The organism is Kribbella antiqua, from assembly GCF_004345665.1.
Classification (GTDB): Bacteria; Actinomycetota; Actinomycetes; order Propionibacteriales; family Kribbellaceae; genus Kribbella; species Kribbella antiqua.
Genome location: NZ_SLWR01000004.1, coordinates 328,733 through 352,710, shown reverse-complemented (window position 1 = coordinate 352,710; position 23,978 = coordinate 328,733). Strand labels below are relative to the sequence as shown.

The window sequence follows — 23,978 nt, the reverse complement described above, 5'->3', positions numbered from 1 at the left end:
GATGGAGCCGGTGTTCGCGCCTGACGTGCCCGACGGCGTACGGCGGTTGTACGAGCGCCGGCCCGAGTTGTTCGTACCGGCGGGGCAGCCGCGGCCGAAGCGGCAGACGTCCTGGTCGGTCGCGCCCGGGAACACCTTCGGCACGCTGCTGGTCTGGCTCGCGGTCTGCGTCGGCGGCTGGATCCTCGCGCTGATCATCATGGCGGCGACCCTCCCGGCCGAGGTCGCGGGCTGGACCGCCGTCGCCCTGGCCGGCGTCGCGTTCGTCGCCACCGGCGGCGTACTGGTGAAGTCCGTGGTCGAGGACCGCGGCCACAAGGCGGTCCGGCTGGAGCACGGGAAGTACCTGCTCCCGGAGGATTTCGACGACGAGGCCGGACGGTTGCTGGGCCGGGCCCAGCGCGCGGTGAAAACGGTGCTTGAGGCAACAGTCACCCAGCGTGGCCTGCTCGACGAGGTGAAGAACGACCTGGTCCTGCCCGAACAGCTCTGGGACATCGGCCAGGTGCTGCACGAGCAGTCCGTACTGCGAGCTCGTCAGCGCGAGGTGGCGAAGGGCATGAAGACCGCCGAGTTGGAAGCGGTCCTCGGCCCGCAGCGTCGCGCCCTCGCCCTCTCGGTCCAGGCCATCAAGCGCAAGGTCGACCTCCTCGACCAGTACGCCGACCGCGTCCGCTCGGCCGATGCCGCCCTCCGCGCCGAAGCAGCCCTCGAGGACGGCGACCGCTACATCGAGCTCCTCGCCCGGACCGAACCAGCCGGCGACACAACCGTCGTACAAGGCTTCGCTGAAGAAGCGACCGCCCTCCGCGACACCCTGACCCGCAGCATCAACGCCGCCCGCGACGCCGGCCGAACCCTAGCCTTGCCCGAGTAGCGCCGCTTCCTCTTCCGCCGACAGGCCGACTCCGAGTGCCGGCTCGCCGCGGTCGCGGTCCCACGCGAGTACGTCGGCGATCGTCTTGCGCACCGGCGTCACCGGCATCCCCGCCGAGCGCGCCTTCGACGGATCACGCCGCCGGGAGTTCCATTCGGTCTCCGGCTCCATCAAGGGGAACCGCGCCGGTGCCGAGTCTGCCGGGACCTGCACCAACTCGACAGTGGTGCCAGCCAGCTCGGCCGCGAGCTGGATGAACTCGCCGATCGTGGTGAAGGGACCGACCGCGTTGAACGCACCCGCGCGCTCGTCCTCGATCAGCTGTACGACGAGTCGCCCCAGATCCCGGCTGTCGATGAACTGCAACGGCTGCTCGGGTGTCGTCGGCAACGCCACCCGGCCGCCGCGCGCACCTCGCCGTACCCAATAGACAACGGTTGCTGACGAGTCGCCCGGACCGGTCACCTTCCCCGGGCGCACGATCGTCGCGCGATCGCCGTACCGCTCCAGCACGTCGTCTTCGCAGGCGACCTTGCAGGGACCGTAGGTTTCGTTTGTCAGCACGTCGGCCGCGCGCATCGGCGCACGGCGTGGAGCGGTTTCGTCGGTCCCCGGCGGCAGCTCGCGCGCGTAGACCGCGTGGCTCGAGATGAACACGTACCGGCCGATCCGATCACCAAGGACGTCCATCGCCTGATCGACCTGACGAGTCTGGAACGCGCTCAGGTCGACGACTGTGTCCCACTCGCCGGTCCGCAGCGCGTCGTAGTTACCGTTTTCCCGATCACCGACCAATTGCGTCACCGCCTCGGGAAGACCGGGACCGCTCTTGCCGCGGCTGAACGAGGTCACCTCATGCCCATGCTCCAGCGCGTCCGCCACGATCGCTTGCCCGACGAAACCGTTTCCACCCAGCATCAGAATCCGCACAACCGCCGACGCTAACCCGGGGCATGGTCCACGGTCGACCGGATTAGGGTGCCGGGTATGACTGAGACGGTTGTGGTTGCCGGGGGCACCGGTGTGCTGGGGGCGGCGGTGACGGCGGAGTTCCTGCAGGCCGGGTGGCGGGTCGTCGTACCGGGACGGACCGAGGAGTCGCTGGGCCGCCTCGGCTCGCATCCGGCGCTCAACCCGGTGATCGCCGATCCCTATGACCCGGCCGGTACGGCGGACGTCGTCGCACTCGCGGCTGCGGACGAGAACGCACCACTGACCGCCCTGGTCAACCTTGTCGGCGGGTTCGCCTCAGGGTCTCGCGTCCACGAGACGCCGATCGAGGATTTCGAGAGCCAGCTCCGGTTGAACCTCCGACCGACGTACCTGATCACTCAAGGCGTGCTCCCGCATCTGCTCGCGGCGGGTCGTGGAGCAATCGTTTGTACGTCGAGCGGCGCCGCGGTTCGGCCGTTCTCCGGAGCCGCCGGGTACATCACCGCGAAGGCGGGCGTGATCGCGTTCGCGGACGCCCTGCACGCGGAGTACGCGCGGGACGGCATCCGGGTGAACACCATCGTGCCCGGCACCATCGACACCCCGGCCAACCGCGCCGCGATGCCGAACGCCGACACCAGCAAGTGGACTCCGCCGGCCCGGATCGCGACCGTCGTCCGCACCCTGGTCGAAACCCCCGGCTTCGCGGGCGGTCATCTGCCCGTGTGACAACCGATCGACCCTGTAACACGTCTGAGGAGGTACAGGTGCGGGTACTTGACGCACACTGGTTCTGGGGCCGGCGACAGGGGAGCCATGGGGACACGCTCGAGCGACACGGGGAAGTCAGACGCGCCCTCCAATAGACGGCGAACAGTCCCCGCACTGCTCGGGCTGACGCTTCTCGGCGTCCTGCTCCCGGGCACCGGATTCATCGCCGGCGGCCGCCGCAAGCTCGGCACGTTCATCCTGGCCGTCACCCTCGGTCTGGTCGGGCTCGGTCTGTACGTCGGTCTGACCCGGCGCGACGAGGTACTCGCGGCAACCGTCGTACCCAGCCGGTTGCTGGCGACCTCCGTGCTGATCGGCGTGGTCGCGTTGATGTGGATCCTGGTGATCATCGCCTCGCACCGCTCGTTGCGTCCGGCAACGGCCGGTCCGGGCGGCCGGGCGGTCGGTGCACTGCTGGTCGGCCTGCTGTGCTTCGCGATCGCGGCTCCGGCGACTATCGGCGTACAGAATGTGCTGGCGCAGCGCGACCTAGTGCAGGACGTGTTCGCGGCGCAGGGCGAGAGCAAGAGCGCGACCCGGCCGTCGGTCGTCAACGAGAAGGATCCGTGGGAGGACAAGCCGCGGCTGAACCTGCTGCTCCTCGGCGGTGACGACGAACCAGGTCGCCCGGGGGTTCGCACCGACACGGTGATCGTGGCGAGTATCGACACCAAGACCGGCAACACCGCGTTGATCTCGATGCCGCGGCAGCTGACGTTCATGCCGTTCCCGAAAGACTCGCCGCTGCACAAGTTCTATCCCAACGGCTTCGGCAAGGAAGGGCTCAGCCTGGAGGGCCGGCTGGAGTGGATGCTGACCGCGATGTACCAGAACATCCCGGATAAGCACCCCGGCATTCTCGGCCCGTCCGACAACGAGGGCGCCGACGTACTCAAGCAGTCGGTCGGCGAGGCAACCGGGCTGAAGCTCGACTACTACCTGCAGGTCAACCTGAAGGGCTTCGCCGAACTGGTCGACGCGCTCGGCGGGATCACCGTCAACGTCAACGAGCGGGTCGCGATGGGCGGCGTCAGCAGTGCCAACATCCCGCCGCCGGCCTGGATCGAGCCGGGCCCGAACCAGCACCTCAGTGGCCCGAAAGCGCTCTGGTTCGCCCGTGGCCGGTACGGCGCCAACGACGACCAGCGGCAGATCCGGCAGCGCTGCGCGATCAAGGCGATCGTCGATGCCGCCGATCCGCGCACGCTGGTGACGAAGTACCAGGCGATCGCCAAGGCCGGACAGAAAACGCTTCGCACCGACATCCCGCAGGAACTGCTGCCGGCGCTGGTCCAGCTGGCTTTGAAGGTCAAGTCGGGCACGGTGTCCAACGTCAACCTGGACGTCTCCAAGCTCCGGCTGAAATACCTCCACCCGGATTACGAAGGCCTCCGCGAGACCGTCCAGAAGGCCCTGGCCGAGCCGGCTCCGGTCGCGAGTACGCCGTCCAAGTCCGCGAGTACGCCGTCCAAGTCCCCGAGCCCGACCCGCAAGCCGACGGCGACGAAGACCCCATCCGCCCCCACCCAGAACCTCGCCGACACCTGCGCCTACCACCCCGAGGGCGACCAGCCCAACTGATTCAGGGGCCCGCGAAGTTGATCTGACGGCGTGTGTCGATCTGGTGGTGGACCGCTCGACGTGAGAGTAAGTGATCGACCGACACGACGAGGAGACCAGCTGTGACGCGATACATGATCATCAACAAGGCGGACGCGGACAGTGAGGCCGGGAAGTTCCCTGCGCCGGAGGTGGCCGAAGCGGTCGGGCAGGTGGTCGAGGACCTGTCGAAGGCCGGCGTCCTGCTGTTCGCCGAGGGGGTGCACCGCAGCTCGCTCGGCGCCCGGGTGAAGGTCGTGGACGGGAAGCGCACGGTCACCGACGGCCCGTTCGCCGAGACCAAGGAACTGATCGGCGGCGTGATCGTCATCGACGTCCGCACTCGCGACGAGGCCGTCGAATGGACCGCCCGTCTGGCCGAGGCCCTTGGCAACGAGGTGGAAGTACGCCGAGTGGTCGAGGAAGCCGACTTCGACCCGAGCTCGGACCTCTACACCAACTGACCCCTCCGATGGGTTGCCCCCTCAACCGGAGGGTTGCCCCCTGAGTTTCCGAGCAGGCAACCCTCCAGCTCCGGGGGCATCCCCTGAGCTGGAGGGTTGCCGCTTGAAGTTGGGGGGTGTGGGTTCGGGTGGTGGGTTGCCGTTGGGCTGGGGTTGTTGTTCTATCGGCGGGTGACGGTTACTGACGCGGGCGGGGCGGTCGACGCGGTTTGGCGGATCGAGTCGGCGCGGATCATCGCGGGCGTCGCCCGGATCGTGCGGGATGTCGGGCTGGCCGAGGAACTGGCGCAGGACGCGCTGGTGGCGGCGCTGGAGCAGTGGCCGGAGTCCGGCGTACCGAACAATCCCGGCGCCTGGCTGATGGCGATCGCCAAGCGTCGCGCGATCGACCTGATCCGGCGCAAGGAGACGTACCAGCGCAAGCTCGCCGAGATGGGCCACGAGCTGGAGATCGACGGCGACAGCGTCGAGGACGACGTGGAAGCGATTCTCGAGGACCACATCGAGGACGACCTGCTCCGGCTGGTCTTCACCGCGTGTCACCCGGTGCTGACCACCGACGCGCGGGTCAGCCTCACGCTCCGCCTGCTCGGCGGCCTGAAGACCGACGAGATCGCCCGTGCGTTCCTGGCCCCGGAGGCGACGATCGCGCAGCGGATCGTCAGGGCCAAGCGCAACCTGGCCAAGGCCGGCGTCGAGTTCGAGGTGCCGTCCGGCGACGAGTTGTTCGCGCGGCTGTCGTCCGTACTCGAAGTCGTCTACCTGATCTACAACGAGGGCTACTCCGCGACCGCCGGCGACGACTGGATGCGCCCGGCGCTGTGCAACGAGGCGATGCGCCTTGGGCGTCTGCTGGCCGAACTCATGCCCAGCGAGCCCGAAGTCCACGGTCTGCTCGCGCTCATGGAGCTGCAGTCGTCCCGAGCGAACGCCCGGATCGGTCCCGAAGGCGAGCCCGTCCTGTTGCTCGACCAGGACCGACGCCGCTGGGACCGCCTGCTGATCCGCCGCGGTCTCGAAGGCCTCGACCGCGCCTTCGCCCTCGACAAGCCGCCCGGCCCGTATCTCCTCCAGGCCGCCATCGCCGCCTGCCACGCCCGCGCCGCCGACCCTGCGGACACTGACTGGGCCCGCATCGCCGGCCTGTACGCCGTACTCGCGCAGGTGACGCCGTCACCGGTGGTCGAGCTCAATCAGGCGGTCGCGATCTCGATGGCGTTCGGCCCCGAGCGTGGGCTGGCAGCCGTGGACGCGCTCGCCGATGAACCGTCGCTGAAGGACTACCACCTGTTGCCGAGCGTCCGTGGCGATCTGCTGTTCAAGCTCGGCCGGTTCGACGAGGCGCGGGCCGAGTTCGAGCGGGCCGCGGGCCTCACCCGCAACGAGCGCGAACGCGCCTTGCTGCTCGAGCGCGCCGCCGCCTGCTGAACTTTTCCGGTACGACGTGTCGATCCGCGGCACCCACGTTCGACGCAGGTGATGAGGCCAGCTGAGTGGCCCACTGACCCAGGAGGAACACCATGGAAAAGGTCACCTCGGCGGACGGCACCGCCATCGCGTACGACCGGATGGGCAGCGGACCCGCGGTGGTCCTCGTGTGCGGCGGCTCGGTGGACCGGATGTCGAACGCCCCGCTGGCAACGCTGCTGGCGCAGAACTACACCGTCTACAACTACGACCGCCGCGGTCGCGGCGACTCCGGCGACGCCGCGGAGTACGCGATCGAGCGCGAGTTCGAGGACCTGGACGCGATCTTCGCGGCCGCAGGCGGCCCCGCCTGCCTGTATGGTACGTCGTCCGGCGCCGCACTGGCCCTGCTTGCGACCGCCGCGGGCCGGCCGGTGACGAAGCTGGCTCTCTGGGAGCCGCCGTACATCCTCGAAGGCACCCGGGAGCGCCCGCCGGCGGACACCGCGTCGATCTACCGGGCCTTCGTCGCGGAAGGCCGCCGGGACAAGGCGGCGGAGTACTTCATGGCCGAAGTGGTCGGGATGCCGGCCGAGTTCGTCGCGATGGCGAAGGAGTCGCCGTGGTGGCCGGCCCAGGAGGCGATTGCCCACACCCTCGCGTACGACGCGACGATCATGGGCGACTACTCGATCCCGGCCGAGGCGGCGGCGGTCACGGCGCCGACCCGGGTGTTCACCGGCGGCGCGTCCGAGGACTGGATGAAGGCCGGCAACGAGGCCGTCCTGGCCGCACTGCCGAACGCGACCCACCGGGTGATCCCCGACCAGCAGCACAATGTCGACCCGGCGGCGCTTGCGCCCGCGCTCAAGGAGTTCTTCGGATGAGCACTGTCACCTCCAAGGACGGTACGACGATCACGTACGACCGTCGCGGCGACGGACCGGCACTGGTTCTCGTGGACGGGGCGTTGTGCAGTCGCGCCCAGGGGCCGCTGCCCGAGCTCGCCGAGATCCTTGCCGCGGGCTTCACGGTCTACAACTACGACCGCCGCGGCCGCGGGGACAGCGGCGACGCGGGGGAGTACGACGTGGAGCGGGAGATCGAGGACCTGGCGGCGGTGATCGAGGCGGCCGGAGGTTCGGCGTACGTCTACGGCACATCATCGGGGGCCGCGCTGGCGCTCCGGGCGGTTGCCGCCGGGCTGCCGATCACGAAGCTGGTCGCGTTCGAGCCGCCGTACGTCGTGGACTCCAGTCGCAAGCCGATCCCGCGGACCTGGATCGCGGATATGCAGGCGTTGATCGACGCGGGGAAGCCGGGGGATGCGATCAAGTACTTCATGACGAAGGGCATCGGGCTGCCCGGCTTCGTGGTCGGGATGATGAAGCTGATGCCGGGCTGGAAGGGGATGAAGGCGGTCGCGCACACGCTGCCGTACGACGCCAAGGTCGTCGGCGGGAACTGCTTCGGGGAACCGCTGGACGCGGCTCAGTGGGCAACCGTCGAGGTGCCGGTGCTGACGGTGAACGGCGGCAAGAGCCCTGGCTGGATGAAGACGTCCGTACGGGCATTGGCGAAAGCGGTGCCGGGCGCCGGGCACCAGGAAGTGCCGGGGCAGAACCACATGATCAAGGCGTCCGCGATCGCTCCGGTGATCAACGCTTTCCTGCACTGACATCGCGAGGGGCGTCCAGACCAGGTCTGGACGCCCCTCGGGCCGTACGACAGCGGCCGGCGGCTACCTGACCGCCGGTGCTGGTATCACCGACTCAGTCGAGTGCTCAGCCGAGGGTGATGAGACCGCCGGCGTTGGCGCGGGCCGCGTCGAAGCGGGCCTGCGCGTCGGCCCAGTTCACCACGTTCCACCAGGCCTTGACGTAGTCCGGCTTCACGTTCTTGTACTGCAGGTAGAACGCGTGCTCCCACATGTCCAGCATCACGATCGGGATCTGCCCGGCCGGCAGGTTGCCCTGCTGGTCGTACAGCTGGTGGACGAGCAGCTTGCCGGCCAGCGCGTCCCAGCCCAGAATCGCCCAGCCGGACCCCTGGATCGTGGTCGCCGCCGCGGTGAAGTGGGCCTGGAAGCCGTCGAACGAGCCGAAGAACTCGTCCACCGCGGCACCCAGCTCGCCGTCCGGCTTGTCGCCACCCTCCGGCGACAGGTTCTTCCAGAAGATCGAGTGGTTGACGTGCCCGCCGAGGTTGAAGGCGAGCGACTTCTCCAGCCCGACGATGGCGCCGAAGTCTGCCTTCTCGCGGGCCGCGGCCAGCTTCTCCAGGGTGTCGTTCAGGCCGTTGACGTAGGTCTGGTGGTGCTTGGAGTGGTGCAGCTCCATGATCTCACCGGCGATGGACGGCGCCAGTGCACCGTAGTCGTAGGGGAGGTCGGGAAGCGTGTACGTGGTCAACTCTGCTCCTTCGTCGGGGCCCGCGGGGGCCGATATCTCCATGTCCTGGTTTCAACTGCACCAGCTTGAAACTTCAACCACGGTTGAGGTCAAGGCGCCACGCGGGGCGGCCGGTCGGCACCTTCGACCAGTGCCCGATGCGGTCCCGCTCACACGCGCCCACACCGGACCCTCCCAGCTTCACATACTCGCCCGCCCGAGCCACGCCCGCATCTCACCTCACATCGCCCCGACGGCGGTGAGAGTCGCCCGCAGGCTTGCGGCGAAGGTCTCCGGCTGCTCGACGAAGCCGATGTGACCGCCCGGAAACCGCGGCGGCACGACGCCGATCCCGGCAGCCAGCGCGATCGAAGTCCGCTCACACAGCTGCCCGCCCGACTCCTCGCCGATCCCGACCACGACGCGGGTCGGCCCAGTGCGCAGTACGTCGAGATCCGGCTGCCAGCGGATGCTCGCGCGCATCTCGTGCTCGAACCAGAACCGCTCGTCGGCGACCGCCTGTGGATCCCGCTCGCCGCCGAACATCGCCTCGACCGCTCCGTCCGGCAGCCAGATGTTCGCCAGCGTGAAGAACTGCTTCCAGGCGCCGATCACGTCGCCGGCCAGGTAGTCGGCCATCATCTGCTCGGAGTCGTCCAGCAGCTTCTCGGCATCCTCGACCAGCCGGTCCAGCGGCGGCTCGTGGGCGATCGCCGTGTGCACCAGCTCCGGATGCGCCTGCGCGAGCGCCAGCACGCTGACCGCTCCACCACTCGACCCGAATAGGGTCGCCGGCCCGAGGCTCAGATGCTCGATCAGCCGCGCGAGGTCGTCCGCGCGCTGCTCGGGCGTGGAGGTGCCGCCGCTACGGAGCCGGCTGCGTTTCACCCCACGCGGATCCGTGGTCAGCACCGTGTGGTCGCCCGCCAGCAGCTCGGCCAGCGGTGCGAACGAGTCCGCATCCATCGGCGCACCCACCAGCACCACCAACGGTCCGGCGCCGCGGACCTCGTAGTACAACTCTGCGTCAGGAACCACCAACGTGCCGCTCATACTCTTCTCCTTCGCCAATATCCATGTCACTGCTACGAACGGCCGAGGCCGTCATGGACACAGCCGCCACAGACTCGTCACTTCTTCGTCCCGCGCCCGCCGATGCCGGGGTACGGCGCTGAACCGGCCGACCACCCGCAACCCGGCGTACTGGAACCCGGTCAGCAAGTCCGAGCGCGACCGGAGGCCGAGATGTTCGGCGAGGTCGGAGAGGATCACCCAGACCTCGCCACTCGGGTTCAGGTGCTCGCGGACCCCGTTGAGGAATCCGTGCAGCATCCGGCTGTCCTCGTCGTACACGGCGTGATCGAGGAGGGATATCGGCCGGGCCGGGATCCAGGGTGGATTGCAGACGATCAGATCGGCCCGGCCGGGTGGAAACAGATCCGTCTCGACCACCTCGACGTCCAGGCCCAGGCGCCGTACGTTGTCCGAGGCGCAGGCCACCGCTCGCTCGCTGTTGTCCGTGGCGACGACCTTCGGAACGCCGCGCTGGGCGAGCACTGCGGCGAGTACGCCGGTCCCGGTGCCGATGTCGAAGGCAACAGTCGCCGTCGGCAACGGGTGATCGGCGACCAGGTCGACGTACTCCGATCTCGTCGGGGCGAAGACGCCGTAGTGCGGATGGATTCGTGCGTTGAGAGCCTCGACGTGGATTCCCTCGTGGCGTAGCTGATGCGCGCCGATCACCCCGAGCAGTTCGCGCAACGGGATCAGCCGTTCGCCGTCAGGCCGGCCGTAGGCCTCCAGGCAGGCCTGCCGGACGTCAGGTGCTCGGCGCAACGAGATCGTGTGGTCGGAAGTTGCTATTAGCAATGAATTGAGTACCCGTGCCCGGAGCGCCTGGTGCCGTCGATGGTCGCGAAAGCCGCCGCCGCGGGCGGCCGGCAACCGCCGGCGCAGAGCGGTCAGCAACTGTTTCGCGTTCTGGAAATCACCCTCCCAGAGAAGTGTGGATCCGCGGTCGATCAGGCGCAGCGCCCGGTCCGCGGAGATGGTGTCGTCCACCGTGATGAGGTGCATGAGTCGTCCCTGCCGTGGGAGTGGAAAGTGGGCAGCACGGCTCACCCGGAGGCCGGTACGGCGCCCGGGGAGCGGGACGACTGGATCAGCGAACGACAGCCGCGTGTAAAGGCGAAGTCACCGCACCACTGTAGACAGGAACCCAGTGGTGCGCTGTTGCTCGGCCGCATCCCCGATCGGCGCCAGTATGAGGTCGGTGATACCCGTGTCCCGCAGCTGTTCGATGCTCTTCGCCACGGTGCCCTCGTCGCCGACGATCAGTACGTCGGCCGGCCCGGCGACGCCTTCGCGATCGAGCATCGCCCGGTACTCGGCGACCTGCCCGGCAAGCGCGAACTCGGTGGCAAAGCGCGACCGTACGACGTCCTCCTCGGCCGTCACGCACACCGCGAGCCCGGCGACGATGCGTGGAGCGGGCCGGCCGGCGGCCGCCTTGGTGATCGACGGCACGACATGCTCGGCCAGTGTCTTCGGCCCCGTCATCCAGGTGATCGTCCCGTCCGCGAGCTCGCCGGCGACCCGCAGCATGGCCGGCCCGAGCGCGGCGATCAGCACCGGCGGAGCCTCTGCGCCGGGCAGGCCGATCGCGCCGGCTGCGGTGAGCGTCTCGCCGCGATGGTCGACCGGCTCCCCGCGGAGCAGCGGCCGGAGGACCTGCAAGTACTCGCGCAGCCGACGGGCCGGACGATCGGTCGGCAGACCGTACATCGACTCGACCATCCGCGAGATCCCCGCGCCGATCCCGAGAGTCAAACGATTGCCGGTCGCCGCCTGCACGGTGAGCGCCTGACTGGCCAGCACCAGCGGGTGCCGCTGCGGAAATGGCACCACCGCGGTGCCCAACTCGATCCCGGGGGCCGTCGCGCCCAGCGCGGTCAGCGTGGTGAGGGCGTCCCAGCCCAGACCCTGCGAGACCCAGGCGCTCGCGAAACCGGCGTCGGCGGCCGCCCGCAACTGACCGGCGATCACCGGCAAGGGGCTGCTCCCGCGCACATCCCCGAACATCATTCCGATCCGCATCAACTGTCTCCTGAAGTAAGTGGGGTGGTCCCCCGGTTAACCGTTGCTACGATATGGGGGACCACCCCAGTTAGCAAGGCAGGTACGGATGCGAGCGGATGCCCGGCGGAACTACGACCGGTTGGTCGCCGTCGCGGCCGACGTGGTCGCCGAGCAGGGTGCGGACGCGTCGCTCGAGGAGATCTCGCGGCGGGCCGGCGTCGGATCGGCCACGCTGCATCGCCACTTCGGCGGCCGGCCGGCCCTCTTGGAAGCCGTTTTCCAGAACAGTATCGACACCGTCTGCACGCAGGCCGACGAGCTTGAGGACCATCCAGAACCCCTGCAGGCGTTGAAGATCTGGCTCCACAGCATGGTTGACCACAGCACCGGCATACGTGGCCTGGGGTCTACGCTGAAGCTGAGTGCCGAGCGTGGCTCGCAGTGTCATGCCCGGATCGTCGACGCTGGCCGTAGCCTGCTCGTCCGCGCTCAGCAGGATGGCGCCGTACCGGACGAGGTGGCGATCGAAGACCTACTCAAACTCGTCAACGGCATCTCGCTCGCCAGTGATCGGGACTCCGCGCTGGCTGGCCGGCTGCTCGACCTGACACTGCGTGGCGTCGCGCCTGGCCGGGACGAATAGACTTCGTCTGCTGAAACCCCTCTGAAGATCGCTTGAGGTTTGTTGTGCTCACCATGCAGGACGCGCTGCTCGCGCTGACGAAGTACTGGACCGACCGCGGGTGCATGGTCGTGCAGCCGTTCAACACCGAGGTCGGGGCCGGAACGCTGAACCCGGCGACCATCCTGCGGGTGCTCGGTCCGGAGCCGTGGCGGGTCGCGTACGTCGAGCCGAGCGTGCGGCCCGACGACAGCCGCTACGGTGAGAACCCGAACCGGCTGCAGACGCACACCCAGTTCCAGGTGGTGCTCAAGCCGGACCCGGGCAACCCGCAGGAGCTGTTCCTGGACAGCCTGACCGCGCTCGGCATCGACATCCACGCGCACGACGTCCGGTTCGTCGAGGACAACTGGGCCAACCCGGCGACCGGGTCCTGGGGGCTCGGCTGGGAGGTCTGGCTGGACGGCCTGGAGATCACCCAGTTCACCTACTTCCAGCAGGCCGGCGGGATGACGCTCGACCCGGTGTCGGTCGAGATCACCTACGGCATCGAGCGGATCATGATGGCGCTGCAGGGCGTCTCGCACTTCAAGGACATCGCCTACGCGCCCGGTATCTCGTACGGCGAGGCGTTCGGCCAGGCCGAGTACGAGATGAGCCGGTACTACCTGGACGACGCCGACGTCGAGTCGCAGAAGCGCCTGTTCGAGGAGTACGCGAACGAGGCCCGCCGGATGCTCGACGCCCGCCTGCCGGTCCCCGCGCACGTCTACGTGCTGCGCTGCTCGCACACCTTCAACGTGCTCGACGCCCGCGGTGCCGTGAGTACGACGGAACGCGCCAAGGCGTTCGGTCGGATGCGGTCGCTGGCTCGGGAGGTGGCTCAGCTGTGGGCTGAGCGCCGTACTGAGCTCGAGCACCCGTTGGGAATCGCCGAGCTGCCCGCGGCGGCGCCCGAGCCGACTGAGTACCCGGCCATCACCGGCACCCGGCAGCTGACCTTCGAGATCGGCACCGAGGAGATGCCGCCGTCGGAGGTCACCAAGACCGCTGAAGCTGTCCGGGCGGCACTGACCGAGAAGCTGGCCGCGACCCGCCTCGGCCATGGCGACATCACGACGTACGCCACGCCGCGCCGGGTGGTCGCGTTCGTCGCCGGTGTCCAGGCGGTCGAGCCGGACGCCGAGCGGGTGGTGCGTGGCCCGCGCAAGTCGGCCGCGTATGACGCCGACGGGAACGTCACCAAGGCCGCCGCCGGGTTCGCCCGCGGTCAAGGGGTGGACACCGCGGAGCTGCATGACCTCGATGTCGACGGCGTCGAGTACGTCGCGGTGACCAAGCCCGACCCGGGTCGTGGTGCTGCTGAGGTGCTGAGCGGCGTGCTGAGTGAGATCGTCAGTGGGCTGCGGTCCGACAAGAACATGCGGTGGAACGACGCCAAGTTGTCGTTCACCCGGCCGGTGCGCTGGCTGGTCGCGCTGCTCGGCGACCAGGTGGTCCCGGTGTCGGTGTCGACGCTGGCCGCCGGCCGTACGACGCGAGTGCACCGGACCGCCGCGCAGCCGCAGGTGGAGATCGCGGCGGCCGAGGGGTACCTGGACCTGCTGCGGATCCACGGCATCGAAGCCGACCCGGCGAAGCGGCGGGCGCAGATCGTCGAGGCGGCACAGCTGCTCGCGGGGTCGGTGGACGGCACCATCGACTTCGACGGTGAGGCCGCGCTGGTCGACCAGATCGTCAACCTGGTCGAGGAGCCGACCGCGATCCTCGGCGGATTCTCCGCCGACTACCTGACGCTGCCGGGCGAGATCCTGACCACGGTGATGCGCAAGCACCAGCGGTACCTGCCGGTGCGCGATGCCGACGGCAACCTTCTTCCGCATTTTGTTGCCGTTGCCAACGGTTCGGTCGATGCGGAGGTCGTGCGCGGCGGCAACGAAGCCGTGCTGCGGGCTCGCTATGAGGATGCCGCGTTCTTCTGGCGGGCCGATCTGGAGACGTCGCTCGAGAAGATGAAGAGCGAGCTGGACAAGCTGGCGTTCGAGGAGCGGCTCGGCTCGATGGCGGACCGGGCGGGCCGGATCGGCCGGATCGCGCTCAGCCTCGCGAATGTTGTCGAGCTGGACGGGGATGACCTGACTACACTGCGGCGAGCGGCCGAGCTGGCGAAGTTCGATCTCGGCTCGCAGATGGTGGTCGAACTGACCAGCCTCGCCGGGACGATGGCCCGCGAGTACGCGCGTCGCGCCGGTGAGACCGATGCCGTTGCGCAGGCGCTGTTCGACATGGAGCTGCCGCGGTCCGCGGGCGACCCGGTGCCGTCGACGACGCCGGGCGCGCTGCTCGCGCTGGCGGATCGGTTCGACCTGCTTGCCGGGCTGTTCGGGATCGGCGCGAAGCCGACCGGTAGCTCCGACCCGTTCGCGCTGCGCCGGGCCGCGGCCGGTGTGGTCGCGATCCTGCGCGAGCACCCGTCGCTCCAAGCGATCACTCTCGACAAGGGTCTGCAGGCCGCCGCCGCAGAGATCGGTGCCCAGGGCATCGAGGTGCCGCCGGCCTCGCTGGAAGAAGTTGCCGAGTTCACCGTACGGCGGTACGAGCAGCAGTTGCTCGATCGCGGCGACGACCACCACCAGGTCGCGGCGGTATTGCCGTTGGCAACGGCTCCGGCGGTCGCGGACGAGACCCTCGCGTCGTTGCAGGAGCTGGTCGGCAGCAACGACTTCGCGGACTTGGTCGCCGTACTGCAGCGCGTCCGGCGGATCGTGCCGGAGGGGACTGAGGCGTCGTACGACTCGAGCAAGCTGACGGAGCCGGCTGAGGTCGTTCTGCACGAGGCTGTTCAGAAGGTCGGCCAGGCTCCGACCGCTCTGGGCGAGTTCGTGACCGCCGCTTCGGTTTTGGTCGAGCCCGTGACGACATTCTTCGACGAGATCCTGGTGATGGCCGAGGATCCAGCCATCCGCGCCGCTCGCCTGGGTCTGTTGGCAGCCATCAGCGCCCTCGCCGCCCCGGTCCTCGACTGGCAGGCACTCGGCACCAGCCTGACTGCGGCCGAGTAACCACCTCAAGTACGGCGACGTGCCCGAACTTCCGGGCACGTCGCCGTACTTGGTGGGTACCGGCTCCGACCGTGTGCCGCGTCGACCTGCTGGACTACCGGATCATCGTCAGGCACGGCGATCCGGGCACCCGCGCCCCGCCACGCGGAACTCGGCTTCTCCGACGGCTGGGTATCGGTCGCCAAGCAACTCGCCGAGGTCGTCGAGAGATGAAGCAACCACCCAAGCGAACCGGTCGGGCTTCGGCTCGTTCGCCACGAAGCGACAGCGAACGGCCTGCTGATGCTTGAGTATGAGACGACCGGCGTTGCTCCCGTGGCGGAGTACGAGGGCGTCGGCGCCTTTGTCTAAGGGATTCGGAGCAGGGGTGACAACCGTTCGGCGATGAGTCGGTAGCCGTCGGCGGTCGGGTGTACGTCGTCCGCGTAGAAGGCCCGGGCTTCGCCGGACGTGAGGACGGTGCGGCCGTCGATGAGTTGCACCTCGGGATCGGTACGCGCGCCGAGTTCCACGCAGGTGCGGATGTCGTCGAGGGTCAGGCCGAGCGCGTTCGGCTTGCCTTCGATGTTCGGCTTGAGCAGGGGAGTGATGACCACCAGGGGAGTGTGCGGATGCCCCTCGCGCACAGTCGAGACGAAGGCTTCGACCTGGCCGGGCAAGGTGCGGCCGCTGTACGTCTCCCCGCCGTACACATTGATGCCGAGGCACAGCGAGATCAGTCGCGCGGGGACGTCCCGGATCGTCCGGGCCGCGATCGGGTCGAGGTGGCACTCGCCGGCGAAACCAAGCGCGACGAGATCCCACTGATGCTTCCGCGCCACCAATGCCGGCCACGTCTCGGACGGTCCATCGGCTCCTGTGCATTGGGTGATCGAGCTGCCGTACGTGATCCATCGCGGCCCGCTCGGCGCCTGCGGGTCCGCCTCGCCGTCGAACGACAATCGGCGTACGGCGATCATCCCCGACTGCGGCAGCCAGATCTCCACCTCCACTGGCTTTCCGGGCAACTCGACCGCGATCCGCTGGTCGCCTGGCTCGATCTCGCAACGCTGGTGCAACGAGCCGTCGACCAGCACGTCGACCGGGGCGAGTGAGGCGTAGATGCCCGGGTCGGCCCGGAGCTCGAGGCTGACGGTGGAGGCCGTCGTACGCCAGATTCCTCGAACGCCGGCCGGCATCGCGGCGCGATCCCAGAGCCGGTGGCCCGGGCGCTCCGGGTCGCCCGTCCAGTCGATCAGGCGGAAGTCCTGACCGCGCGGATCCAGCCGCCAGAACGTCGTCCACCCGTCCGCGTCGACCTCGCGATGCCGGTAACCGGTCCACAGGGCGTTGTCCACCAGCCCATCATTCACCAATGCGGAATCGTGTGTGGCGGAGGTGGGCCGGATAACCTGTGCGGCATGGCGACGACCCGACGGACGAAGGCTGCTCCCGCTACTGAGGCTTGGCTCCTGCTGATCTACAAGGTGCCGAGCGACTCGTCGCGTGCGCGGGTGGCGGTCTGGCGGGAGCTGAAGCGACTCGGCGGGTTCTACGTGCAGCAGGCGGTGTGTGTGCTGCCCGATCGGGAGAACCTGCGCGCCGGCCTGCAGAAGGTGCGCGACCGGGTCGCCGAGCTCGGCGGTTCGAGTGTGTTCCTGACGCTCACCGACGTCGACGACGACGCCCGCGCGCAGTTCGTCGAGGGCTTCCGGAGCCAGTCGGCCAAGGAGTACGCCGAGATCGTCGAGGAGTGCGACACCAAGTTCGTCAAGGAGATCGAGTTCGAGCGATTCCGGGAGAACTACACGTTCGAGGAGGCCGAGGAGATCCGGCAGGACCTGGAGAAGCTCCGCCGCTGGCTGGCGAAGGTCGAGGGCCGTGACTGGATGGGTGCCGAGGGCAAGGAACTGGCCCGGTCGAAGGTCGCCGACTGCGAACGCCTGCTGGAGGAATTCGAGGCCGACGTGTACGAGCGCACCGAAGGCAAGGTATGACTCCCGCGGAGATCGCCCGACGAGCGGAAGCGGTCGCGCCGAGGCTGCGGGAGCAGCTGCCGATCACGCCGTTCGTTCGGTACGACGCGTTCAGCGACGAGCTCGGCGCGGACGTGCTGGTGAAGTGTGAGCACCAGCAAGTGACCGGTTCGTTCAAGGCGCGCGGGGCAATGGCGAAGGTTCTCACCCTCACGGCTGCCGAGCGCGAGCGCGGGGTCGTGACGGCCTCGACCGGTAATCATGGCCTCGGGGTCGGGAACGCGCTGGCGGCGCTGGGTGGTCACGGCATCGTGTACCTGCCGGAGAACGCGAAGCCGGGCAAGGTCGCGGCACTGCGCCGGCTGGGTCTCGAATTACGGGCCGAGGGCAACGATGCCGGTGCGCAGGAAGTGAAGGCGCGGGCATATGCCGCGGAGCACGACCTGGCCTACGTGCCGCCTTACAACGACCCGGACGTCGTCGCCGGCCAGGGCACGATCGGCGTGGAGATCCTCGAGCAGCTGGGCGGCGGCGGCCTCGATGCAGTCGTCGTCGCGGTCGGCGGTGGCGGGCTGATCAGCGGCGTGGCGTCCGTACTGAAGAAGCACCTGCCGGGCATCCGGGTGTACGGCGCTCAGCCCGCAATCGACGACGCGATGGCGGCGTCGGTCCGGGCGGGGGCGATCGTCGAGATCGACGCGGGCGAGACGTTGTCGGACGGTACGGCGGGCAGCGTCGAACCGGGCAGCATCACCTTCCCGCTGTGTCGCGAACTGGTCGACGACTGGGTGCTGGTCGGCGAAGATGCGATCCGGGACGCGCTGCGGATGGTCATCGACACCGAACACCAGCTGATCGAAGGATCCGCCGCGCTGGCCTTCGCCGCCGCGCGCGAACGCCGTACCGAACTCGAAGGCAAGCGTGTCGCAGTGATCTCCTGCGGCGGCAACATCTCATCGCACACGCTGGTCGCCGCACTGGCCTGACCCCATTTCACCGAAGCGCCCGAGGGACCATCCCGCGGGCGCTTCGTTTCGTTGACATGAGAAGAATTCTGTAACTATCGTTTCGCGCAGCAGATGTTTCATCCACAGCGTGAGGGACGTGGGAGATGGACGCGGCAACCTGGGGGCTCGTCATCGCGACGTTCGTCGCGTGTTTCGTGGAGATGGTCGAAGCCACCACGATCGTGATGGCGATGGGATACACCCGGAGCTGGCGATCCGCGCTGGCCGGCACCTTCGCGGCGCTCGGCGCGCTCGCCGTCGTGACCCTGGCGGCCGGCTACGCGCTTGCGAACTGGCTGCCGGAATCTGCGCTGCAGCTGGTGATCGGCACGTTGCTGCTGATCTTCGGGCTGCAATGGTTGCGCAAGGCAATTCTCAGATCGTCCGGCCGCAAGGCGGTCCACGACGAGGACGCGATCTACCGCGAGGAGGTCGAGGCGGCCAAGGCGGCCGGTGAGACCGCGACGGTGAGGTCACCGAGGTGGCCGGCTGGCCAAAGGCCTGGACCTGTTCGCGTTCATGGTCTCCTTCAAAGGTGTCTTCCTGGAAGGCACGGAGGTCGTCTTCATCGTGCTCACCTTCGGCCTGAACGCGGACAACATCCCGGCCGCCAGCCTCGGCGCGATCGCCGCCGTGGTGATCGTGCTCGGCATCGCCGTGGCGCTGCGCCGGCCGCTGTCGATGATCAACGAGAACCTGCTCAAGTACGGCGTCGGCCTGCTGCTCGCGTCGTTCGGGACGTACTGGGCGATCGAGGGCCTCGGCATCTTCCGCACCGGCCGGGAGAGTCTCGACTGGCCGGGGCACGACCTGATGATCCTGGTGCTGATCGCGGCCTGGTTCCTGCTCAGCCGGATCTTCGTCGCCGCGTTGCGCACGCCAACCTTGGTTGAGGTGAAGAAATGAAGTTCCTCAAGGCTTTCGGCCAGTTCTGGTACGACTTCATCATCGGTGACGACTGGAAGATCGCCGTCGCGGTCGTCCTCGCGCTCGGCGTCACGCTGGCGGCGATGGCTACGGATCTCCTCGGCGACACCGGGCTGACGTTGCTCGGTGGTGCCGCGGTTGTCGTCGCGTTCGCCGTCAGCCTGGCGATCGACGTACGTCCGAAGCGGTAGCTACTGTTGGCGTTGTGCGCGAACTGGTTGTGCTGGGCACCGGAAGTCAGGTGCCGTCCCGGGAGCGCACGCAGAACGGATACTTCCTGCGCTGGGATTCCGAAGGCTTCCTGTTCGATCCAGGCGAGGGCACGCAGCGGCAGATGCTGTACGCCGGCATCGCGGCCGGCGCGATCACCCGTCTTTGCATCACGCACTTCCACGGCGACCATTGCCTCGGCGTGCCGGGGATCGTGCAGCGGCTGTCGCTGGACGACGTACCGCATCCTGTCCGGGCGCATTACCCGGCGTCGGGTCAGACCTACTTCACTCGCCTGCGGTACGCCGCTTCGTTCTACGAGCGGGCCGAGTTACTCGAGGAACCGGTCGAGGAGGACGGTCTACTGTCGGTCGGGTCGTTCGGCCAGCTCTGGGCACGGCGCCTGGAACACCCGATCGAGTCCTTCGGCTACCAGTTGATCGAGCCCGACGGCCGGCGCATGCTCCCGGACAAACTCTCCGCGTACGGCGTGAGTGGCCCGGCGGTCGGCCGATTGCAGCAAGCCGGTTCCATCGTCGTCGACGGGCGGACTGTGACGGTCGAGGACGTGAGCGAGCCGCGGCCTGGTCAGCGGTTCGCGTTCATCATGGACACCCGCTTGTGTGACAACGTCCTGAAGCTTGCCGAAAGCGCCGACTTGCTCGTGATCGAGTCGACGTACTTGTCCTCCGAGGCAACGCTCGCGCGGCGCTTCGGTCATCTCACCGCGCGCCAGGCAGCCCGCGTCGCTGCCGAGTGTGGCGTGCGGAAGCTGGTGCTCACCCACTTCTCCCAGCGTTACCTGGAGCCCGAACGCTTCCAGGAAGAAGCCGCCGCCGAGTTCTCGGGCGAAATCCTGGTCGCCTCGGACCTCAGCCGAACACCGGTCCCAGGGCGTGAGCGCAGCTCCACCCGCTGAGCCGAACCCAGCCAACACGAACACTGCATGCTCGGAATCACCGCCCCGCCGGCTGACTCCGGCGTACTAGGCCCGGACATGCCCGGCGACGACCTGACGGTCACCGTCGGCGTCGGGTCGTCGCTGTTCGACGACCGGTACGGCCTCCAGGACCGCAAGCCGGCGAAGCTGACACCGATGAAGGACTTCCCCAACGACACCCCTGGATGCCGGCCGGTGCCATGGGGATCTGAGCCTGCAGTTGTGTGCGTCGGAGACTGACACCGTTCTCCATGCGCTGCGGGACATCGCCCGGCACACCCGCGGCGCGATGCAGCTGCGCTGGCGCGTCGACGGCTTCCAGAGCCCGCCGCGACCGTCCGGAACGCAGCGCAATCTGATGGGCTTCAAGGACCCACCGGCGCCACGATTCCGCTGACCAGCCACATCCGCGCGGCCAACCCGCGGACCGCGGCCAGCCAGTTCCTTCGCCGCGGCTACAACTACGACAAGGGCACCGATTCGTCGACCACTCGCTGACCGACCAGACCTCGGTCCTAAAGTTCATCGAGGACAACTGGCGGACCGGCCGGATCGGCGATCACTCGTTCGACCAGCGCGCGGGCAGCCTGACCAGCATGTTCAACTTCCTCCAGCGGCCGAGTGAGCGGAAGCTCATCCTCGACCCGAAGACCGGAGCCGTCGCTCACTGATTCACCTTCCGGCAGGCAAGGACGCCTTTCCTGACAAGGCGTCCTTGCCTGTTGTCGGTGTACGGTGCGGGCATGTCATTGGCGGGGTTGGAAGATCGGTACGTCGAAACGGTGCTCGGGCGGATCCGGCTACGCGTCGGGGGATCCGGTCCGGCGATGCTGTTCTGGCCGAGTTTGCTGATGGACGGGACGCTCTGGGCCGGTCAGGCCGCGCATTTCATCGATCGGTACCAAGTGATTCTGGTCGACCCGCCGGGGCATGGTGACAGCAGTCCGCTGACCAGCCCGTTCACCTTCAGCCAGTGCGCCGAGGTGATCGCCGAGATCGCCGGCGCGCTGGGGGTCGAGCGGGTCCACGTCGTCGGCAACAGCTGGGGCGGCATGATCGGCGGCACCTTCGCCGCTCTCCATCCCGGCCTCGTCGGCGTCGCCGTACTGATGAACGCCACCGCCTCCCCGGCCGGCCTCCGGCAGAAGCTCGAGTACGGCGCACTCACCGGGACGGCCCGGGTCCTCGGCGGCATCCGCGGTCCGCTGCTCGGGCCGGTGGTCGATGCCTTCCTCGGTCCGACCGCGAAGCGGGAAAAGCCGGATGTCGTTGCCAAGGTCAACGAATCCGCTCGCCGGGTGAACATCGCCTCGAGCCGCCACGCCGTCACGAGTGTGGTCCCGCGCCGGCCCGACCAACGGTCGCTGTTCGGCCGGATTCGCACCCCGGTCCTCGTCGTCGCCGGTCTGGAGGACACCACGTTCCCGGTCGCCGAAACCGAGGAGATGGCCGACTCGATCCCCGGCGCGCGTTTCGTCGTACTGGAACAGTCGGCTCACCTCGCGGCCTTGGAATCCCCGGCCGAGGTCAATGCTCTGATCGACGACTTCCTGGCTGACTACTAGCGGTTGCCGCGGTGAGGCGCGACGTCAGGGTGCGGATGTGGTCGATGAGCTCGGGTGGGGACTGGACCTCGAAGGGATGGCCCAGGAGGCCGATGTAGAGAGCCAGCTCGTCGAGGGAGTTGGAGCCGGCTTCGACCTGGGTTGTGGTTGCGCTGATCGGGGTGACGGTGGCGACGCTGGGGGCCAGCCTGTCGGTGAGTTGGTCGGCCGGGGCGTGGATGAGGAAGCGTGCCTGGTGGCGGTAGGCGCCCGAGGCGAGGCCGCGGGTGGTGACGTCCAGGTCGGGGATGTCGCGGGGAGTGAACCGCGGTCCGGTCGGGATGCGCGGCTCCAGCCTGTCGAGTCGGAAGGTACGCCAGTCCGAGCGCTCGAGGTCCCACGCCACCAGGTACCACCGTCGTCCCGTGTGCACCAGCCGATGCGGCTCCGTCGTACGCACGCCCGTCGTACCGTCGTGGCTGCGGTAGTCGAAGCGCAGACCGTGGTGATCGCGACAGGCTGCGGCCACAGCCAGCAGTACGTCGGGTTGGACGACAGCCGCGCCGGACGGCGTCACGGCGATTGCCTGCAGCAACTTGATTCGGTGCCGTAGCCGGGACGGCAAGACCTGCTCGAGTTTCGTCAGCGCCCGGACGGACGACTCTTCGATCCCTGCCACGCTGCCCGTCGCGGCCGCACGCAGTCCGATCGCGACGGCGACTGCCTCCTCGTCATCCAGCAGCAAGGGTGGCAGAGCCGCGCCGGCGCCGAGGCGGTAGCCGGCCACCCCTGGTACGGCGTCGACCGGGTAGCCGAGGTTGCGCAGCTTGTCGACATCTCGCCGTACGGTCCGGGCCCCGACGCCGAGCTCCGCCGCAAGGGCGGCGCCGCTCCACTCCCGGGGCAGTTGCAGCAAGGAGAGCAGCTTGAGCAGTCGTGCAGAGGTTTCCAGCATGTTCGGAATTCTCGCAGCCAGCTAGGACCGAAGCTGTCCTAACCGGGTGAAAGAGTCGAAACATGATCAAGCCATTCCGTATCGACATCCCGCAGAGCACCCTCGACGACTTGGCGACCCGGCTGGCGAACACCCGGCTCCCGGCCGCGCTGCCCGGTGACAGCTGGGACACCGGCGTACCGGTCTCCTGGCTCGCCGAACTGGTCGAGTACTGGCGGACCGGCTACGACTGGCGGGCAGCCGAGGCCGAGCTCAACGCCTACCCGCAGTTCACCACCACGATCGACGGCCAACTGATCCACTTCCTGCACATCAAGTCGCCAGAACCCAACGCCCTTCCGCTGATGCTCACCCATGGCTGGCCGGGATCGATCGTCGAATTCCTCGACGTGATCGGCCCGCTCACCGACCCGGTCGCGTACGGCGGTCAAGCCGCGGACGCGTTCCACCTCGTCATCCCGTCGCTGCCCGGATTCGGCTTCGCCGGCCCGGTCGCGGACAGCGGTTGGTCGACCGACCGGGTCGGGAGGATCTGGGCTGAGCTGATGAACCGCCTCGGGTACGACCAGTACGGCGTACAAGGTGGTGACATCGGCGGGGCCGTGTCGCCCGAGGTGGCGCGGGCGGCCAAGGACCACGTGGTCGGCGTCCACACGAACGGCGGTCCGAGCCTGCCGCCGTTCCCGTTGGACGATGACGAGCTGAAGACGCTGACGCCGCTCGAGCAGGATCGGATCGGCCGGGTCGCGACGTTCATGCGCGAGGAGTTCGGCTACATCTCGATCCAGTCGACTCGCCCGCAGACGCTCGCCTACGGGCTGGTCGACTCGCCGGTCGGGCAACTCGCCTGGATCATGGACAAGTTCCGGGCCTGGACCCACCCGGCCGAAACCTTGCCGGAGGCAATCATCAGCAAGGATCGGCTGCTCACCAACGTGATGATCTACTGGCTCACCGGTACGGCGGGAACGGCGGCGTACGTCGGCTATGCGCAGCAGTCGGCGTGGGGTGCGATCAAGGAGAACTCGGGCGTGCCCACAGCCGCGCTGATACTCGCGCACGACGTCGCAATCCGCCGCTACGTCGAGCGCGAGAACACCATCACCCGCTGGACCGACGTCGACCACGGCGGCCACTTCGCGGCCCTGGAGGAACCCGAACTCCTGGTCACCGACGTCCGCGAGTTCTTCCGGACCCTGCGCTGAAACCGTCGAGCATCGCGCTCAGCCCCGAGGCG

General features: G+C 68.4%; 26 protein-coding genes. 18 read left to right on the top strand and 8 right to left on the bottom strand.

The features are described from left to right. The first annotated feature begins 1 nt into the window (after position 1). A complete protein-coding gene (locus EV646_RS14275; protein ID WP_241995983.1) occupies positions 2–877 on the top strand; it encodes a hypothetical protein in 876 nt (291 codons plus the stop codon). Here EV646_RS14275 and EV646_RS14270 read toward each other — a convergent pair. Beyond that, positions 860–1,807: an NAD-dependent epimerase/dehydratase family protein gene (locus tag EV646_RS14270; protein ID WP_132148506.1), complete on the bottom strand. Its 948-nt coding sequence runs from the start codon at positions 1,805–1,807 to the stop codon at positions 860–862. The genes EV646_RS14275 and EV646_RS14270 overlap by 18 nt on opposite strands. Before the next feature lie 57 nt (positions 1,808–1,864). On the opposite strand from EV646_RS14270, the gene EV646_RS14265 reads away from it, so the two are divergent. From EV646_RS14265 to EV646_RS14240, 6 genes are all read left to right on the top strand, one after another. Continuing rightward, a complete protein-coding gene (locus tag EV646_RS14265) occupies positions 1,865–2,539 on the top strand; it encodes an SDR family NAD(P)-dependent oxidoreductase (RefSeq protein WP_132148504.1) in 675 nt (224 codons plus the stop codon). Positions 2,540–2,626: 87 nt separating this feature from the next. Next, the gene (locus tag EV646_RS14260; RefSeq protein WP_132148502.1) at positions 2,627–4,162 is read left to right on the top strand and encodes an LCP family protein; all 1,536 of its coding nucleotides are present in this window, start codon (positions 2,627–2,629) and stop codon (positions 4,160–4,162) included. 101 nt (positions 4,163–4,263) lie between these two features. Then, on the top strand, positions 4,264–4,644 hold the full coding sequence (locus tag EV646_RS14255) for a YciI family protein (RefSeq protein WP_241995941.1): 381 nt from the start codon (positions 4,264–4,266) through the stop codon (positions 4,642–4,644). Positions 4,645–4,815: 171 nt separating this feature from the next. Continuing rightward, positions 4,816–6,072 carry an RNA polymerase sigma factor gene (locus tag EV646_RS14250; protein ID WP_132148500.1) on the top strand — a complete coding sequence of 419 codons (1,257 nt, stop codon included), beginning with the start codon at positions 4,816–4,818 and terminating at the stop codon, positions 6,070–6,072. A 92-nt stretch (positions 6,073–6,164) separates the two neighbouring features. Next, on the top strand, positions 6,165–6,938 hold the full coding sequence (locus EV646_RS14245; protein ID WP_132148498.1) for an alpha/beta fold hydrolase: 774 nt from the start codon (positions 6,165–6,167) through the stop codon (positions 6,936–6,938). Then, positions 6,935–7,729 carry an alpha/beta fold hydrolase gene (locus EV646_RS14240; RefSeq protein ID WP_132148496.1) on the top strand — a complete coding sequence of 265 codons (795 nt, stop codon included), beginning with the start codon at positions 6,935–6,937 and terminating at the stop codon, positions 7,727–7,729. Before EV646_RS14245 ends, EV646_RS14240 begins: the two co-directional genes overlap by 4 nt. Before the next feature lie 106 nt (positions 7,730–7,835). Here the strand turns inward: EV646_RS14240 and EV646_RS14235 are convergent, their stop codons facing one another. The 4 genes from EV646_RS14235 to EV646_RS14220 all read right to left on the bottom strand — a co-directional run bounded on the left by EV646_RS14235 (position 7,836) and on the right by EV646_RS14220 (position 11,537). Next, positions 7,836–8,462 carry a superoxide dismutase gene (locus EV646_RS14235; RefSeq protein ID WP_199236973.1) on the bottom strand — a complete coding sequence of 209 codons (627 nt, stop codon included), beginning with the start codon at positions 8,460–8,462 and terminating at the stop codon, positions 7,836–7,838. 219 nt (positions 8,463–8,681) lie between these two features. Continuing rightward, positions 8,682–9,494: an alpha/beta fold hydrolase gene (locus EV646_RS14230; protein ID WP_132148492.1), complete on the bottom strand. Its 813-nt coding sequence runs from the start codon at positions 9,492–9,494 to the stop codon at positions 8,682–8,684. Between the two features lie 51 nt (positions 9,495–9,545). Beyond that, complete coding sequence (locus EV646_RS14225; RefSeq protein ID WP_132148490.1) at positions 9,546–10,517, bottom strand: methyltransferase; 972 nt, start codon at positions 10,515–10,517, stop codon at positions 9,546–9,548. Positions 10,518–10,634: 117 nt separating this feature from the next. Next, positions 10,635–11,537 (bottom strand): TIGR03564 family F420-dependent LLM class oxidoreductase, encoded by a 903-nt coding sequence (locus EV646_RS14220; RefSeq protein ID WP_132148488.1) that lies wholly within the window; start codon positions 11,535–11,537, stop codon positions 10,635–10,637. An 88-nt stretch (positions 11,538–11,625) separates the two neighbouring features. Between EV646_RS14220 and EV646_RS14215 the strand changes: the two genes are divergently transcribed. Beyond that, positions 11,626–12,162 carry a TetR/AcrR family transcriptional regulator gene (locus tag EV646_RS14215; RefSeq protein WP_132148486.1) on the top strand — a complete coding sequence of 179 codons (537 nt, stop codon included), beginning with the start codon at positions 11,626–11,628 and terminating at the stop codon, positions 12,160–12,162. A gap of 53 nt (positions 12,163–12,215) precedes the next feature. Then, positions 12,216–15,203, top strand: coding sequence for a glycine--tRNA ligase (locus EV646_RS14210; RefSeq protein ID WP_199236985.1), 2,988 nt, complete (start codon positions 12,216–12,218; stop codon positions 15,201–15,203). Between the two features lie 347 nt (positions 15,204–15,550). Here EV646_RS14210 and EV646_RS14200 read toward each other — a convergent pair whose 3' ends face one another. Then, positions 15,551–16,540 carry a GDSL-type esterase/lipase family protein gene (locus EV646_RS14200; protein WP_241995939.1) on the bottom strand — a complete coding sequence of 330 codons (990 nt, stop codon included), beginning with the start codon at positions 16,538–16,540 and terminating at the stop codon, positions 15,551–15,553. 63 nt (positions 16,541–16,603) lie between these two features. On the opposite strand from EV646_RS14200, the gene EV646_RS14195 reads away from it, so the two are divergent. From EV646_RS14195 to EV646_RS40830, 7 genes are all read left to right on the top strand, one after another. Further along, a complete protein-coding gene (locus EV646_RS14195; protein ID WP_132148482.1) occupies positions 16,604–17,179 on the top strand; it encodes a Chromate resistance protein ChrB in 576 nt (191 codons plus the stop codon). Next, positions 17,176–18,144 carry a pyridoxal-phosphate dependent enzyme gene (locus tag EV646_RS14190; RefSeq protein ID WP_132148480.1) on the top strand — a complete coding sequence of 323 codons (969 nt, stop codon included), beginning with the start codon at positions 17,176–17,178 and terminating at the stop codon, positions 18,142–18,144. The genes EV646_RS14195 and EV646_RS14190 overlap by 4 nt, the downstream gene beginning before the upstream one ends. 540 nt (positions 18,145–18,684) lie before the next feature. Then, complete coding sequence (locus EV646_RS40070) at positions 18,685–19,071, top strand: hypothetical protein (protein ID WP_241995937.1); 387 nt, start codon at positions 18,685–18,687, stop codon at positions 19,069–19,071. Next, positions 19,068–19,283, top strand: a complete 216-nt coding sequence (locus EV646_RS14180) for a hypothetical protein (protein WP_132148478.1) — start codon at positions 19,068–19,070, stop codon at positions 19,281–19,283. The genes EV646_RS40070 and EV646_RS14180 overlap by 4 nt, the downstream gene beginning before the upstream one ends. 14 nt (positions 19,284–19,297) lie before the next feature. Continuing rightward, entirely contained in the window at positions 19,298–20,221 is a 924-nt protein-coding gene (locus EV646_RS14175) for a ribonuclease Z (protein WP_132148476.1), read from the top strand. A gap of 27 nt (positions 20,222–20,248) precedes the next feature. Next, a complete protein-coding gene (locus tag EV646_RS40640; RefSeq protein ID WP_277875110.1) occupies positions 20,249–20,482 on the top strand; it encodes a Dyp-type peroxidase domain-containing protein in 234 nt (77 codons plus the stop codon). Next, positions 20,463–20,639 (top strand): Dyp-type peroxidase domain-containing protein, encoded by a 177-nt coding sequence (locus EV646_RS40830; RefSeq protein WP_338419257.1) that lies wholly within the window; start codon positions 20,463–20,465, stop codon positions 20,637–20,639. Before EV646_RS40640 ends, EV646_RS40830 begins: the two co-directional genes overlap by 20 nt. A 118-nt stretch (positions 20,640–20,757) precedes the next feature. On the opposite strand, the gene EV646_RS38865 is transcribed toward EV646_RS40830, so the two are convergent. Further along, positions 20,758–20,910 (bottom strand): hypothetical protein, encoded by a 153-nt coding sequence (locus EV646_RS38865; RefSeq protein ID WP_158290958.1) that lies wholly within the window; start codon positions 20,908–20,910, stop codon positions 20,758–20,760. 75 nt (positions 20,911–20,985) lie between these two features. Here EV646_RS38865 and EV646_RS14155 point away from each other — a divergent pair, with 75 nt between their 5' ends. Continuing rightward, entirely contained in the window at positions 20,986–21,807 is an 822-nt protein-coding gene (locus tag EV646_RS14155) for an alpha/beta fold hydrolase (protein WP_132148474.1), read from the top strand. On the opposite strand, the gene EV646_RS14150 is transcribed toward EV646_RS14155, so the two are convergent. Beyond that, the gene (locus tag EV646_RS14150) at positions 21,770–22,741 is read right to left on the bottom strand and encodes a helix-turn-helix transcriptional regulator (protein ID WP_132148472.1); all 972 of its coding nucleotides are present in this window, start codon (positions 22,739–22,741) and stop codon (positions 21,770–21,772) included. The genes EV646_RS14155 and EV646_RS14150 overlap by 38 nt on opposite strands. A 62-nt stretch (positions 22,742–22,803) precedes the next feature. Between EV646_RS14150 and EV646_RS14145 the strand changes: the two genes are divergently transcribed. Continuing rightward, entirely contained in the window at positions 22,804–23,946 is a 1,143-nt protein-coding gene (locus tag EV646_RS14145; RefSeq protein WP_132148470.1) for an epoxide hydrolase family protein, read from the top strand. The last annotated feature ends 32 nt before the right edge of the window (positions 23,947–23,978 follow it).